Consider the following 14,480-nt stretch of genomic DNA (forward strand, 5'->3'; position numbering starts at 1 on the left):
GGTACATCTCGGCACGCCACCGCTCCTGACAGCCTTCTGTCAGCAGCTTGACCTGGCCTTGCAGCCCTCCTCACTCCGCTCTTTCCATTTTGGCCGAGTCCTCCCATATTCGGGTCATGGCCAAACTTCCCGACAAGAAAACGCCCTCGGCGGCGCAAGACGACCGTGGCGCGCCGAAGCGGCGCAGCCCGTTGACCGATTTCCTCGATGCCTCGGAGCCGCTGCACAAGGGCGGCTTTGCCGAGGCGCCGCAGACCGAATTCTCCGGTACGCCGCTGACCGGCTCGATCGCCGACTGGGCCGAACAGATCGAGCGCGAGGCCGAGCAGCAGCCGAAACCGAAAGCCGCAAAGAAAATCCCCGAGCGCTCCGCCTCTCCTGGCCGGACGGCGCGTGGCACCTCGATGGGTGGCGCGGCGACGGCCAGGGAGCGCACCGCGGCCGGTCTCAACCCGGTTGCCGGGCTCGACATCTCGCTGGAAGAAGCCGAGACGATGACGTCCAGCGGCGTCACCGCCACGGTGGCCGCGCTCTCCGCGCTCATTGAATCCGGCAATCCCCTCCACAAGGACGGCGTGCTGTGGACGCCGCACCGCCCTGCCCGCCCGGAAAAATCCGAAGGCGGCATCACCATCAAGATGGTATCGGATTTCGAGCCGGCAGGCGATCAGCCGACGGCGATCAAGGATCTCGTCGAGGGCGTCGACGGCAACGACCGCACCCAGGTACTGCTCGGCGTCACCGGCTCCGGCAAGACCTTCACCATGGCCAAGGTGATCGAGGAGACGCAACGCCCCGCCTTGATCCTGGCGCCCAACAAGACGCTGGCCGCGCAGCTCTATTCCGAGTTCAAGAAATTCTTCCCGGAAAACGCCGTCGAGTATTTCGTCTCCTACTACGACTATTACCAGCCGGAAGCCTACGTGCCGCGCACCGACACCTTCATCGAGAAGGAATCCTCGATCAACGAGCAGATCGACCGCATGCGCCACTCGGCGACGCGCTCGCTGCTCGAGCGCGACGACGTCATCATCGTCGCCTCGGTCTCCTGCATCTACGGTATCGGTTCGGTCGAGACCTACACGGCGATGACCTTCCAGATGCAGATCGGCGACCGGCTCGACCAGCGCGCCTTGCTCGCCGATCTCGTCGCCCAGCAATACAAGCGCCAGGACGTCAATTTCGTCCGCGGCTCGTTCCGCGTGCGCGGCGACACGATCGAGATCTTTCCGGCCCACTTGGAAGACCGCGCCTGGCGCATCTCGATGTTCGGCGACGAGATCGAGTCGATCACCGAGTTCGACCCGCTGACCGGCCAGAAGACCGGCGAGCTGAAGAGCGTCAAGATCTACGCCAACTCGCACTACGTGACGCCGCGCCCGACCTTGAATCAAGCCATCAAGTCGATCAAGGAAGAACTGAAGCACCGGCTGCAAGAGCTTGAAAAGGCTGGCCGCCTGCTGGAAGCGCAGCGGCTGGAGCAGCGTACCCGCTTCGACCTCGAGATGCTGGAAGCGACCGGCTCCTGCGCCGGCATCGAGAATTATTCGCGCTATCTGACCGGCCGCCAGCCAGGCGATCCGCCGCCGACTCTGTTCGAATACATTCCCGACAATGCGCTGGTCTTCATCGACGAAAGCCACGTCACCGTGCCGCAGATCGGCGGCATGTATCGCGGCGACTTTCGCCGCAAGGCGACGCTGGCCGAGTATGGATTCCGGCTGCCCTCCTGCATGGACAACCGGCCGCTGCGCTTCGAAGAATGGGATGCCATGCGCCCGCTTTCCGTCGCCGTTTCGGCAACGCCCGGCGGCTGGGAACTGGAGCAATCCGGCGGCGTCTTCGCCGAGCAGGTCATTCGCCCGACCGGCTTGATTGACCCGCCGGTTGAGGTGCGTCCCGCCAAGACCCAGGTCGACGACGTCGTCGGCGAGATCCGCGACACCACCAGGGCCGGCTACCGCACGCTGGTTACCGTGCTGACCAAGCGCATGGCCGAGGACCTGACCGAATACCTGCACGAACAGGGCATCCGCGTCCGCTACATGCATTCCGACATCGACACGCTGGAGCGCATCGAGATCCTGCGCGACCTGCGCCTCGGCGCCTTCGACGTGCTGGTCGGCATCAACCTTTTGCGCGAGGGCCTTGACATTCCCGAATGCGGTTTCGTCGCCATCCTCGATGCCGACAAGGAAGGTTTTCTGCGTTCGGAAACCTCGCTGATCCAGACCATCGGCCGCGCCGCCAGAAACGTCGACGGCAAGGTCATCCTCTATGCCGACCAGGTCACCGGCTCGATGGAGCGGGCAATGGCCGAGACCAACCGCCGCCGCGAAAAGCAGATGGAGTGGAACGCGGCCAACGGCATCACGCCGGAATCGGTCAAGTCGCGCATCTCCGACATCCTGGACTCGGTCTACGAGAAGGACCATGTCCGCGCCGACATCTCGCAGTTCACCGACAGCGCCGGCGCCATGATGGGCAACAATCTCAAGGCCCATCTCGACGCCATGGAGAAACAGATGCGCGACGCCGCCACCAACCTCGACTTCGAGAAGGCAGCCCGCATCCGCGACGAGATCAAGCGGCTGCGCGAGATGGAACTGTCGATCTCCGACGATCCGCTGGCCAAATATGCCGACATGGAAAGCCCGGTTTCGGGCCGCGAAAAGGGCAAGCACAACAAGGGCGTGGCCAAACATCGTACATCAGAGGAACAGGAGCGTTTCCGCAAGCTCGACGAGGCACGTGCCGCCGAAGAGGCGGCCAAGGCTGCCCGGTCCAACCTCTTCCGCAAGCCTAATCTCGACGAGATGGGCGCCGATGGCACCGTACCGGTGAAGAAGCCACTGTTCGCCAAGCCGTCGATTGACGACATGGGCCCGGGCACCGACATGCCGACGCCGGCGGGCGCAGTTTCGCGCTCACTGTTCAAGAAGCAGTCGGCGGCCGAGGCGCACGGCTCCGACTTCGGCATTCCCGGCGAGCCGGTCAAACCGCTGTTCAATAAGAACTCGCTTGACGAGATGACGGTGCGTCGGACGGAAAAGCCGGTCGAAGGAAAGGTGCCGGCAAAGCCCCAGCCGATCTCCCCCCAAGTGGGGGAGATGTCCGGCAGGACAGAGGGGGGCGCGAAGGAACGCGGCGACAAACCAACTGTTCGTCAGCGCGCCGGCATTGGTTCTTACGAGGACCCAGGCGACGCCCGGCGCGAGAAGCGCCGGCCGGGCAAGACCGGCAGGCCGGGGCGGTAGTTTCAGGTCTCCGCGCCACGAAATCGTTCGAAACGCTGGCGGGACGGCGACCCCTCTGTCCTGCCGGACATCTCCCCCACACGGGGGGAGATTGCCAGGTTCAACGCCCGCTCCCTCCTGCATCGCCCCCTTGCCATCTGCCCTGCCCTTGGTGTAGCCATTCGCCACACTCAACGTCCAGAAAGGAGGGCTGCGTGTTTATCGATCACCACCGTCAGCGCGGCCCTGTCTGTGCCCTGCGAGCAAGCTTGCAGGGCTGACCAGGACGGTCCGGGTTTTTCCCGCTTCGATTTTTGGTCTGCCCTTCGTGGTGCTGCAATGCTTGGCCTGATGGCCTGCGGGCGCACCGTCAAAGTGCATTGAGCCGGTACTATCCGGCAGACCAGAGAAATCGATATGGCCCTGATCAGCCTCAAATCCCTCGGCGTCACCATGAGTGCGCCGCTCTTCTCCAACCTCGACCTCACCATCGGCACAGGCGACCGGCTCGGCATCGTTGCCGCCAATGGCCGCGGCAAGTCGACCTTGCTCAAATGCCTGACCGGCGCGATGGAACCGACCTTTGGCGACATCACCCGCACGCGTGGCCTGCGCATCGGCCATGTCGAACAATCCATCCCGGACGCTCTCCTCGATTACAGCTTTCATCAGGCCGTGGCCGACGCCTTGCCCGCCGAGCAGGCTGAGAGCGAACTGTGGCGCGTCGACGTGGTGCTGGATTCGCTCGACGTGCCCGAGCCAATGCGCGAGCGACCGATGTCGGCCTTGAGCGGTGGCTGGCAGAGGCTGGCGCTGATCGCTCGCGTCTGGGTCACCGACCCGGACGTGCTGCTGCTCGACGAGCCGACCAACCATCTCGACCTCGCGAAAATCAGCCAGCTGGAAACCTGGCTGAACGCGCTGCCACGCGAAGTGCCTGTCGTCATCGCCAGCCATGACCGTGCCTTCCTCGACGCCATCACCAACCGCACGCTGTTCCTACGGCCCGAACAGTCGCCGGTGTTTTCCCTGCCCTATTCACGGGCACGCGACGCGCTGGATGACGTTGACGCCTCGACGGAGCGTAAATTCCAGCGCGACATCAAGGTGGCTCAGCAATTGCGCCGGCAGGTGGCAAAGCTGAACAATATCGGCATCAATTCGGGCAGCGACCTGCTGACGGTCAAGACCAAGCAACTCAACCAGCGGGCGGAGCGCCTGGAGGAGGCGGCAGCACCCGCGCATCGCGAGAAATCGGCCGGCGCGATCAGGCTCGCCAATCGCGGGACGCACGCAAAAGTGCTGATCACGCTCGAAGATGCGGCGATCGAAACACCCGACGGCACGTTGCTGTTCAGGACTGGCAAGCGCCATATCTGCCAAGGCGACCGCATTGTCCTGCTCGGCCGCAATGGCGTCGGCAAGTCCCGTTTCGTCACCCTGATCCGCAATGCCATTGCCGAACCCGAAACCGTGCAGAGCGTGAAGGTGACGCCGTCGACGGTGCTCGGCTACAGCGACCAGGCGCTGTCGGGCATGAGCGCTAACGACACGCCGCTGGCGATGGTCTCGCGAAAATACGATGTCGGCGAGCAACGCGCCCGCTCGCTGCTCGCCGGCGCCGGTGTCGCCATCGACATGCAGGAGCGCAGGATCGGCATGCTGTCCGGCGGCCAGAAGGCGCGGCTGATGATGCTGGCGCTTCGGCTTGCCAATCCCAACTTCTATCTGCTCGACGAGCCGACCAACCATCTCGACATCGATGGCCAGGAAGCACTGGAAGCGGAACTGCTGGCTCATCAGGCAAGCTGCATGCTTGCCTCGCACGACCGCTCCTTCATCCGCGCCATCGGCAACCGCTTCTGGCTGATCGAGAAGCGCCGGCTGACGGAGGTCGACAGCCCCGAGGATTTCTTTCGTTCGGTGGCCGAGACAGTCAGCTGACGACAGGCCCAGGGGCCGGCCTGTCGTGGGCAGGCCAAAATTTTCGACGATCTGTAGGATCGCATTTGCCTGCCACGTCCTTGGGATGCCGACACGATGATGCCGGCTTCAATCGAGGAGAAAGCATCATGTCCATTCTGTCATCCATAGGCCGCATGGCGGCCCGCTACGCGGCGAACCGCGCCCGTTACCGCAGCGAGCGCGCGCTCCTTTCACTGCCGATCGAATTGCGCAAGGATATCGGCTGGCCGGAAATCATCGTCGACCCGCAAAACGGCCCTCGGATTTGCAGGGCTCCCTGAGCGAGCGAGATGAAAGCGGCTGCCCGGCCCATTGCGGCAGGCGTGCCATTGACAGGCTCCAGGGCCACTTCAACCGCCGACGGCCGGCGCCTCGGTCGCGGCACTGAAAAAATCCCGTCGGCCATGTAGGATCGCCGCCACTTCATTCGTCCTACGGTTCGCAAGGCCAATCAAATGCAAAGAGGAGCAAAAGATGAACGATCAGCCGCAAACCCAGCCTGCCGCGAAAGTCCTCGGCGGATTGACGCCCTACCTTCAGCTGGACGGCGCCTTCAAGGCCGCCGAATTCTACCAGAAGGCCTTCGGCGCCGAGCAGGTCTTCTTCTATCCGCCGGATGAGCAGGGCCGCACCATGCACATCCACCTTCACATCAACGGCTCGACGCTGATGATTTCCGATTTCTATCCCGAGCACGGCATGTCCTCGGTCAAACCGCAGGGCTACACCATGCAGCTCCATCTCGGCAGCGACGAAATCGAAGCCTGGTGGCAGCGCGCCGTCGATGCCGGCTGCGAAGTTGTCATGCCGTTGCAAGTGATGTTCTGGGGCGATCGCTGGGGCAATATGCGCGATCCCTTCGGCGTCGAATGGGCGATGAACGCGCCCGTGAAAGCCTGAGGCTTCTTCACCGGTAGCACCCGTCCGGCGGCGATTTTGCCGCCGGCCTCGAAGCACCAATCAAGGAGACCCCCATGTCCTATGTCGATGGTTTCTTGCTTGCCGTACCCAAGGCAAGACTCGACGACTACAAGAAGCTGGCCAACACCGCCGGTGTCGTCTGGAAGGAGCATGGCGCGCTTGCCTATGTCGAATGCGCCGGCGACGACGTGCCCTATGGCGAACTTACTTCGTTCCCGCGCGCCGTGCAGGCTACGGACGACGAAATCGTCATCTTCGCATGGGTCGTCTATGAATCCAGGCAGAGCCGCGACGCAGTGATGGCAAAGGTGATGGCTGATGAGCGACTGAAGGGTGACTGGTCCACTATGCCCTTCGACGTCAAGCGCATGATCTTCGGTGGCTTCCAGCCCTTCATAGAGCTGTAGGCGTCTCAATTAGGGTGGGTCGAGATCGAAGCACCCTAATTGAGTTTGTCCAGCAGCGGCTTCAGCCTGTCGCCATAGCGCTTCCACAGGTCGACTGACCCCTGGTACATCGGCTGGCGCACCTGCGCTGCAGAGGCCGTGCGCACGGGACGGTCGGTCTCGTGGAACGACAGCACCGCATCGTCCCAAGGCAGGCCGAGATGGGCGATCAGCGCCCGCGTCTGGCCTTCCTGGTCGGCGACGAAATCCTCGTAGCGCACATCATGCACGACGCCCGGCAGCACGGTGCGCCAATGCGCCATGATGTCGGTGTAGAGATTGTGGAAGTCGGCAAGCTCGCCAAGGTCGTAGCCATAGCGATGGCTGTCGCCGCGGAAATGCACCTTGTAGATCGACAGGCAGGTCGCCGCAGCATCTCGCGCGCAATGGATGATCTTCGCCTTGGGCAGCATCAGATGGATGAAGCCGACCAGCAGGAAGTTGCCTGGCATCTTGTCGGTGACGTGCCGGAAGCCGGGATAGCGGGCGTGCAGCATATCGAGATAGGCTTGGCCCGCCTCGGCGAAGGCCTTGTCGGGCATGTCGGCGATCCCCCATGGAAAGCCGCCTTGCATGCTCATCGGAAACTGCTTGCCGACCGCCGTCTTCAGGATGCTGAGCTCGCCGGCGCCATAGACCTGGGGGTGGCTGGCGATGATCTGCTCGACCAGCGTGGTGCCTGAGCGCGGCATGCCGACGACGAAGATCGGCGTATCGCCGGCGATTTCGCTTGGCTTATGCTTGTCGAAGAAGGCCTTGTCGAAGACCGCCTTCATCGCTTCGAATTCGTCGCGCGTCCTCGCCGCATCGTAGGCGATGCCTTGGCGTCGGATGGCGTTGCCTTCGGCGAAATAATCGAAGGCGCGGCCATAATCCTTCAGATCGTCATTCGCCTTGCCGAGGCCGAACGAAAGCTGCATGCGCGCCAGGCTGCCTGCCGGCGCCTTGGTATGCTGGGCCTCCATGCCGGCAAGCTCGGCGTCGCGCTCCTGCTGACGCTTGACCTGCGTCAGCAGCAGCCAGGCCTTCGCCATGCCGGGATCGATCGCCAGCGCCTGCCGGGCGAGATCGGCAGACTCGCCAAGCTTGCCTTTTTCCATCATGCCGACGCCCAGCCCATACAGAAGTTCGGCATCCTTCGGCCGGAACGTCAGCGCCTCGCGGAAGACGGCGAGCGCCCCGTCCAGCCGGCCCGCTTCCTGCAGCGTTTCGGCAAGCCCGATGCGGGCACGGACATGGAACGGGTTGCGGCCGATTGTGCCGCGATAGATCTCCTCCGCGCCCTCGAACTGGCCGAGCTGCTTCAGCGCCGAGCCGAGATTGTCGCGCGCCGCAAGCTGGTCCGGCCGGATGTCCACTGCGCCACGGAAGAAATCGACGGCAGCAGCGACACGGCCAAGGTCGCGCATGACCGTGCCGAAATTGTTGAGGAAGTCGGCATTCTTCGGCTGCAGGGTCACCGACTGCTCGATGAGATCGAGCCCTTCCTCGCTTCGCCCGATCTGATGCAGCAAAAGCCCGAGGAAATGCAGCGCGGCGGCATGGTTCGGCTTCTGCGCCAGCACCTGCCGATAGAGCGTCTCGGCCTCTTGCCGGCGCCCGGTCTGGTGCAGTTGCAGCGCCTGCTGCACATACCGGTCGAGCACCGTGGGCGGCTGCCCTCCGGAACCCGATCTGGCGCCCGCCCCCGCCGCTCTTCTCTGATCTCTGTTAATGGGAAACCTGCCGTGTTTGTCCGCCAGCCGGACCTAAGCCATACGGCCGTCAGTTTCAAGACGCACGGACATTGCCGCGCGGGTCATGACACCTGGCGGGCACGTCGCGCCCATCTCCCGCCAAACGGAGAGATGGGGACGCCTGTTTGTGGACGCTTGCAGGATGGCGAGATCCTGCGTCGTTCAGCACGGGCCGTCGCCGACGATGCGATAGTCCGCCGCGCGAGCCTCGCATTCGTTCGGGAAGGTACGCAGTTCGCCACGGCGGCGGGCACAGACCGGAGCGTATTCGCGGGTGCAGAATGTCTGCTCGTCACCACCGCCGCCGCCGCCGTCGCGGCATGGGCCATCTCGCACGATGCGGTATCCGGCCCGATCGGCAAGGCAGGCATTGGCGAAGGTCTGGCGGTCGCCGCCACGACGGGCGCAGACCGGCTCATATTCCCTGGTGCAGAATTGCGGCTCCGGCCTTGGTGGGCGCGGGCGCGGACCAGGCCCCTCGTCCACCACCACGGTGCAGGCCGCCAGAAGTGCCGACAGGAACAGGAGAGCAAAACCGTGTCGCGAGAACAATGTCGCAAGAAATTTCATGAATATCTCCCGGCGCATGCCCCCGAACCGGAGGTTCGGAAAGCATCATGTGCAAAATCAGAGTCCCAAAGCCCCCGTCACGACGCAAAACACGCCTGCCGATCCTCGTCATTCCCCTGCCAAATGCAACCCCCGTTTGTCGGAAGTCGCGAACGCATGGAGCGTCGTTCGTGGAGCCCCAGGCACCATGGCGCTCGCGCTGGACCATGCGCGAACAAGCTCTGGCCGATGACCGGACCGGAGGCCAGGTCTATCGAAGCCTTGCGTTGCGATGCGCCCATCGGGGTGCCTCGCGGCCCCTATCTTGCAACCATCACGTTTCCGTGCGATAAATTTTGTGTTCGGGCATTTGCGACCCGGAGAGCGGAACGTTTTGGACGACCTTTCCCCGATACTGTGAATCTCTGACGGCCCCGTTTTCGGCGGGGGGTTTGACTATGCGCCAATGCATGACTGCCGAAGCAACCACCGGGACTTGCCCACGGCGCCAGGCGGCGGGCAAACCACAAGACTGACACGGGTGAAGGAGTTTCCCCAATGGCCCAGACCGGCACCGTTAAATTCTTCAACGCGACCAAAGGCTTCGGCTTCATCACGCCCGATGGCGGCGCCAAGGACGTGTTCGTCCACATTTCGGCGATCGAGGCTTCGGGCCTGCGCACGCTGGTCGACGGCCAGAAGGTCACTTTCGACGTCGAGCCCGACCGCATGGGCAAGGGCCCGAAGGCGGTCAATCTCCGCGCTGCCTGATCCGTCTGACCGCGTTCGTCCACGCGGACCAGCGAAGCAAGCTGCAAGGTCATGAACCGGCTTCCAGGCCGGGATTGAGTTTTTGAAGGCGCGACGGTCACCCGTCGCGCCTTTTCCATGCCGCTAAATGCTTGCCGGCGCGTGCAAAAACTTTCTCTTGCCGATAGCGCTAAAATAAAGGACAAATTTCCATTCGGGCATTTGCCGGCCCGAGACTGGAGTTTATGGGATCAAAGGGAGCTTCCCATGCCGCAGACCGGCACCGTCAAATTCTTCAATCATGCCAAAGGCTTCGGCTTCATCACGCCGGACGATGGCGCGAAGGATGTCTTCGTCCATATTTCGGCCGTGCAGGCGTCGGGTCTTCCCGGTCTGGAGGATGGGCAGAAAGTGACATTCGACACCGAGCCGGACAAGCGCGGCAAGGGTCCGAAGGCCGTCAATCTGTCGATCGGCTAAGCCGGCTCAGGACAGATCGGACGGAGGCTGATGAGGCGGGTCCAGTCCCGCCCGACATGTGGTTTGACGCGTGCGTTTTGATCCATCCGGCGAATTTTCGTTCAGCCCCCGTTCAGCCACGGTCTTCTACTAATCTTCGCTAAAACCGGTCCGCATCCCCTGAAATTACCCGGGCCGGCACGAAGGAGACCGAAATGAACCGAATTCTCAAGACCGCCATCCTGTCCGCGGGCATCGCCGCGACCACTTTGGCCACCTTGCCTGCGGCCAATGCCGATGACTGGCGCTGGCGCCGTCATCACCATAACCATGGCGACGCCCTCGCCGCCGGCGTTGTCGGCCTTGCGGCCGGCGCCCTGATCGCGGGCGCGCTGAGCAATCCGCAGCCCCGCTACAGCTACTACGACGACGATTATGACTATCGTTATGTGCGGCCGGCGCCGGTTCGTCGCTACTATGTGGAGCAGCCGCGTGTCGTCTATGCCGACCGCTACGCGGAACCGTGGACCCGCGCCTGGTACGAATACTGCTCGGACCGTTACCGGACCTTCAATGCCCGCACGGGCACCTTCATCGGCAATGACGGCGATCAGCATTTCTGCGTCGCCAACTGAGGCGGATTTTCTGTTTCGTACCAAAGCGCCGCCCATGGGGTGGCGCTTTTTTGTTCAACGGCGATGGTATCTGCCGTCAGGTCAGGAACGGATTGGTCCGCCGCTCCTCGCCGAAGCGGCCACCCGGACCATGGCCGCAGATGAAGCCGATGTCGTCGCCGAGCGGCAGAAGCTTCTCCTTGATCGAGGCGATCAGCGCCGCATGGTCGCCGCCGGGCAGATCGGTGCGCCCGACCGAGCCGCGAAACAACACGTCGCCGACATGGGCGAACTTGGCCGCCCGGTTGTAGTAGACGACGTGCCCCGGCGCATGACCCGGACAGTGTAGGACTTCGAACGAATGCGCTCCGAATGACACGGTCTCGCCTTCGGTGAGGAAACGGTCGGGAATGCAATTGCGCACGGCATCGGTGATGCCGAAGCGCTTTGCCTGGTTCTCCAGATTGGCGAGCAGCGGCCGGTCGGCCTCATGTGGGCCGATGATGTCGACGCCGAGCGCCTCCTTCAGCTCCATCGCACCGCCGGCGTGATCGATATGGCCGTGCGTGATCCAGATCGCAGCAGCGGTGATCGCATTGTCCTGCAAAACCGCCAACACCTTGTCGATGTCGCCGCCCGGGTCGACGACGACACCTTGTTTGTCGTCCATGTCGAACAGGATCGTGCAGTTCTGCTGGAAGGGCGTCACCGGCACGATACCGGCATTGAGCTGACCCATGTCTGTCCTTTCGCTGCATTGGAGCGCGGCGTCCTCTCGGACGCGCAACAAGCTCCAGCTTTGTGAAACCGGCTCTGATGTAGAGCCACATGCGAACCGCGTCCACCGCCGGCGGCCATCTCGATTGGCCGAAAAACAAATGGGCGGCCGAAGCCGCCCATGCGAAAAGCCTGATGTCTCGATGCTTACTTCTTCATCGCATTCATGACCGCGCCGATGATGCCGGTCAGGATGGCGCCGCCGCCAGCGCCGCCGACGATGTTCTCCAGGTTCAACGCGCTGCCCAATCCACCCGCTGCCGCCGCCGTTGCCGGATCGACCGTACCGCCGCCCAGCAGGCTGCCGAGGATGGCCGCGCCGCCGACACCGCCAATGGCGCCGCCCAGGATTTTGGGAAGCTGACCCAACGCCGCTTGCTTGAGCGCCGCGCCCACCGCCTGACCACCGATGATACCCGTAATCACCTGAACAATGATCGGAAGAAGCGTGTTCATGTCCATATTTCCAGTCCCTCCATGACTGCCAGCCTCCCGGGCCGACGCCATCATGAGACGCTGAATTGGGTGAAAGTCAAATGCAGAGATGCTGAAATAAAAGGGGCGGCTCGAAAACCGCCCCTGCTTGACAAAAAAGCTGTGACTTTCGTTATTCTGCAGCAATCGCATGCTTTGGTTGCACTGCAGCAGAATAGTCATTCATCAATGACTTGGCGATCTCGCCGACCTCGAATCGGTAGGGTCCGATCTCCGCCACGGGCGTTACTTCAGCCGCCGTCCCGGTGAGGAAGCACTGCTCGAAGCCTTCGAGTTCTTCCGGCATGATGACGCGCTCGATCACCTCGATCCCACGATCCTTGGCAAGGCCGATGACCGTGCGCCGGGTGATGCCGTCGAGGAAGCAATCGGGCTTCGGCGTGTGGATCTTGCCGTCCTTGACGAAGAAGATGTTGGCGCCGGTTGCTTCGGCGACCTGGCCGCGCCAGTCGAGCATCATGGCGTCGGCATAGCCCTTGGCCTCGGCTGCATGCTTGGACATGGTGCAGATCATGTACAGGCCGGAGGCCTTCGATTTCGACGGCGCGGTGCGCGGGTCGGGGCGGCGCCATTCCGCCATGTCGAGGCGGATGCCCTTCAGCTTCTGCGCCGGGTCGAAATAGCTCGGCCACTGCCAGATGGCGATGGCGCAGTTGATGCGGTTGTTCTGCGCCGAGACGCCCATCTGCTCGCTGCCGCGCCAGGCGATCGGGCGCACATAGGCGTCCTGGAATCCTTGCTTCTTCAAGAGCGTGCGGCACGCGTCGTCGAGTTCGGCGACCGAATAGGGTATCTTGAAGCCGAGCAGACGCGCCGATTCATGCAGGCGCTCGGTATGTTCGGTAAGCTTGAAGATCTCGCCGCCATAGGCGCGCTCGCCCTCGAAAACGGCGCTGGCATAATGCAGGCCATGGGTCAGCACATGGACCTTGGCGTCGGCCCACTTGACGAACTCGCCGTTCATCCAGATGAAGCCGTCCAGCTGGTCAAAAGGAACGGATGCCATGATAACCTCCCGCGGGTGCCACCCCGCATATCGTTGTATCGTTGTATGTTTCGTGTCAGCCGCACCGGGCGACCGGGTTCTCAAAGCGTAAGCGGATATTTAAGCTCTGGCAAACTCAGGAAGTTCCGGAAAAACGGCATCCTCTTGCCTTTTCGTTCGCAATCCGCCGAAAAGCTTGTCAAAAATTACCATTGCCGGGAAATTGCGTCAATAGTACTGACATAATTCCCCTTCGCATGGAGACGAGATGACGGATCGAAGCCCCGCAGCCGGAAAACCGATCAGGACGGCGATCACCGACGAGGACGGTATTGACTTCGCTATCATCGAACTGTTTTTCTTTGCCTATCGCGACTTTACCTCCGATCCTGATCAGATCCTGGCCGACTATGGCTTTGGCCGCGCCCATCACCGCGTCCTGCACTTCGTCAACCGCAGGCCGGGCCTGACGGTGGCCGAGCTTCTCGACGTGCTGAAGATCACCAAGCAGAGCCTGGCGCGCGTGCTCAAGCAGCTGATCGACACCGACCACATCGTCCAGTTGCAGGGCCCTCGCGACCGCCGCCAGCGCGAACTCTACCCGACGGCCAAGGGCCGCGCGCTGGCGCTGGCGCTGGCGCGGCCACAGTCACGCCGCATCCGTGCTGCATTGGAGGATTCCGGAACCAACGAACGCGCCTCGATCGAACGCTTCCTGGAAGCGATGGTCAATCCGGAATTAAGAGCGCAGATTGACATTGTGCCTGCGAAAATATCGGGGAAGAGCCATGGAGACCATTGAGAGGGTTGATCATCCGACTGCACCGGACGATGACGCACCGCATCTGCTTGTGGTCGATGACGACACCCGTATCCGCAACCTGCTGAAGCAGTACCTGTCCGAGAACGGCTTTCGCGTCACCGTCGCCGGAAACTCCGGCGAGGCCAGGCGAAAGCTTGCCGGTCTCGATTTCGACCTGCTTGTGCTCGACGTCATGATGCCGGGCGAAACCGGCGTCGATCTCACCAAGGCGCTGCGGGCGGAAAAAAACGTGCCGATCCTCATGCTCACCGCGCTGTCCGAGACCGACAGCCGCATCACCGGGCTCGAGGCCGGCGCCGACGATTATCTGCCGAAGCCGTTCGACCCGCGCGAGCTGATCCTGCGCATCAACAACATCCTGCGCCGCGGCGGCCCGGCGACGACGCCCAAGGTCGAGCAACTGGTGTTCGGCCCCTATACGTTCCAGATCGCCAGGCGCGAATTGAAGCGTGGCGGCGAGGCGCTGAAACTGACCGACCGCGAGCAGGAGATCCTGGCGATCTTCGCGGCGCGGGCCGGCGAGACGATCCCGCGCCATGAACTGGTCGGCGACGATTCGGAAGTCGGCGAGCGCACCATCGACGTCCAGATCAACCGCCTGCGCCGCAAGATCGAGCGCGACCCGTCCAACCCGGTCTGGCTGCAGACGGTGCGCGGTATTGGGTATCGGCTCAGCGTGGAATAGAGTGCCGCCAGCGGCCCGAATGGCTGCGGACGAGTGAAA

At 62.9% G+C, this 14,480-nt stretch carries 15 protein-coding genes; 10 read left to right on the forward strand and 5 right to left on the reverse strand.

Going from position 1 to position 14,480, the window contains the following annotated elements:
• Positions 1-116 precede the first annotated feature (116 nt).
• The 5 genes from uvrB (at position 117) to ACFX5Q_RS18350 (ending at position 6,529) form a co-directional block, all read left to right on the forward strand.
• Positions 117-3,257 carry an excinuclease ABC subunit UvrB gene (gene uvrB / locus ACFX5Q_RS18330; RefSeq protein ID WP_404280310.1) on the forward strand — a complete coding sequence of 1,047 codons (3,141 nt, stop codon included), beginning with the start codon at positions 117-119 and terminating at the stop codon, positions 3,255-3,257.
• 396 nt (positions 3,258-3,653) lie between these two features.
• Positions 3,654-5,180 (forward strand): ABC-F family ATP-binding cassette domain-containing protein, encoded by a 1,527-nt coding sequence (locus tag ACFX5Q_RS18335; RefSeq protein ID WP_404280312.1) that lies wholly within the window; start codon positions 3,654-3,656, stop codon positions 5,178-5,180.
• A 128-nt stretch (positions 5,181-5,308) separates the two neighbouring features.
• The gene (locus tag ACFX5Q_RS18340; protein WP_404280314.1) at positions 5,309-5,482 is read left to right on the forward strand and encodes a hypothetical protein; all 174 of its coding nucleotides are present in this window, start codon (positions 5,309-5,311) and stop codon (positions 5,480-5,482) included.
• A gap of 193 nt (positions 5,483-5,675) precedes the next feature.
• Positions 5,676-6,101 carry a VOC family protein gene (locus tag ACFX5Q_RS18345; RefSeq protein ID WP_404280316.1) on the forward strand — a complete coding sequence of 142 codons (426 nt, stop codon included), beginning with the start codon at positions 5,676-5,678 and terminating at the stop codon, positions 6,099-6,101.
• A 74-nt stretch (positions 6,102-6,175) separates the two neighbouring features.
• Complete coding sequence (locus ACFX5Q_RS18350) at positions 6,176-6,529, forward strand: DUF1428 domain-containing protein (protein ID WP_404280318.1); 354 nt, start codon at positions 6,176-6,178, stop codon at positions 6,527-6,529.
• Positions 6,530-6,564: 35 nt separating this feature from the next.
• Here the strand turns inward: ACFX5Q_RS18350 and ACFX5Q_RS18355 are convergent, their stop codons facing one another.
• Together ACFX5Q_RS18355 and ACFX5Q_RS18360 are read right to left on the reverse strand one after the other, a co-directional pair.
• Entirely contained in the window at positions 6,565-8,199 is a 1,635-nt protein-coding gene (locus ACFX5Q_RS18355) for a tetratricopeptide repeat-containing sulfotransferase family protein (protein WP_404280496.1), read from the reverse strand.
• Positions 8,200-8,466: 267 nt separating this feature from the next.
• The gene (locus ACFX5Q_RS18360; protein ID WP_404280320.1) at positions 8,467-8,874 is read right to left on the reverse strand and encodes a Kazal-type serine protease inhibitor family protein; all 408 of its coding nucleotides are present in this window, start codon (positions 8,872-8,874) and stop codon (positions 8,467-8,469) included.
• A gap of 537 nt (positions 8,875-9,411) precedes the next feature.
• Here ACFX5Q_RS18360 and ACFX5Q_RS18365 point away from each other — a divergent pair.
• From ACFX5Q_RS18365 to ACFX5Q_RS18375, 3 genes are all read left to right on the forward strand, one after another.
• Positions 9,412-9,624 (forward strand): cold-shock protein, encoded by a 213-nt coding sequence (locus tag ACFX5Q_RS18365; RefSeq protein ID WP_006202520.1) that lies wholly within the window; start codon positions 9,412-9,414, stop codon positions 9,622-9,624.
• Positions 9,625-9,870: 246 nt separating this feature from the next.
• Complete coding sequence (locus tag ACFX5Q_RS18370) at positions 9,871-10,083, forward strand: cold-shock protein (protein WP_006202521.1); 213 nt, start codon at positions 9,871-9,873, stop codon at positions 10,081-10,083.
• Between the two features lie 194 nt (positions 10,084-10,277).
• Positions 10,278-10,697: a BA14K family protein gene (locus ACFX5Q_RS18375; protein ID WP_404280338.1), complete on the forward strand. Its 420-nt coding sequence runs from the start codon at positions 10,278-10,280 to the stop codon at positions 10,695-10,697.
• Positions 10,698-10,773: 76 nt separating this feature from the next.
• Here the strand turns inward: ACFX5Q_RS18375 and ACFX5Q_RS18380 are convergent, their stop codons facing one another.
• From ACFX5Q_RS18380 to ACFX5Q_RS18390, 3 genes are all read right to left on the reverse strand, one after another.
• Positions 10,774-11,415 carry an MBL fold metallo-hydrolase gene (locus ACFX5Q_RS18380; RefSeq protein ID WP_404280340.1) on the reverse strand — a complete coding sequence of 214 codons (642 nt, stop codon included), beginning with the start codon at positions 11,413-11,415 and terminating at the stop codon, positions 10,774-10,776.
• 185 nt (positions 11,416-11,600) lie between these two features.
• Positions 11,601-11,915 (reverse strand): hypothetical protein, encoded by a 315-nt coding sequence (locus tag ACFX5Q_RS18385; RefSeq protein WP_404280497.1) that lies wholly within the window; start codon positions 11,913-11,915, stop codon positions 11,601-11,603.
• A 145-nt stretch (positions 11,916-12,060) separates the two neighbouring features.
• The gene (locus ACFX5Q_RS18390; protein WP_120014682.1) at positions 12,061-12,954 is read right to left on the reverse strand and encodes a branched-chain amino acid aminotransferase; all 894 of its coding nucleotides are present in this window, start codon (positions 12,952-12,954) and stop codon (positions 12,061-12,063) included.
• A 247-nt stretch (positions 12,955-13,201) separates the two neighbouring features.
• Here ACFX5Q_RS18390 and ACFX5Q_RS18395 point away from each other — a divergent pair, with 247 nt between their 5' ends.
• Positions 13,202-13,735 (forward strand): MarR family winged helix-turn-helix transcriptional regulator, encoded by a 534-nt coding sequence (locus tag ACFX5Q_RS18395; protein WP_006202526.1) that lies wholly within the window; start codon positions 13,202-13,204, stop codon positions 13,733-13,735.
• Entirely contained in the window at positions 13,722-14,441 is a 720-nt protein-coding gene (locus ACFX5Q_RS18400; protein WP_006202527.1) for a response regulator, read from the forward strand. Before ACFX5Q_RS18395 ends, ACFX5Q_RS18400 begins: the two co-directional genes overlap by 14 nt.
• The last annotated feature ends 39 nt before the right edge of the window (positions 14,442-14,480 follow it).

The organism is Mesorhizobium sp. IMUNJ 23033 (assembly GCF_044778005.1).
Lineage (GTDB): Bacteria > Pseudomonadota > Alphaproteobacteria > Rhizobiales > Rhizobiaceae > Mesorhizobium > Mesorhizobium amorphae_A.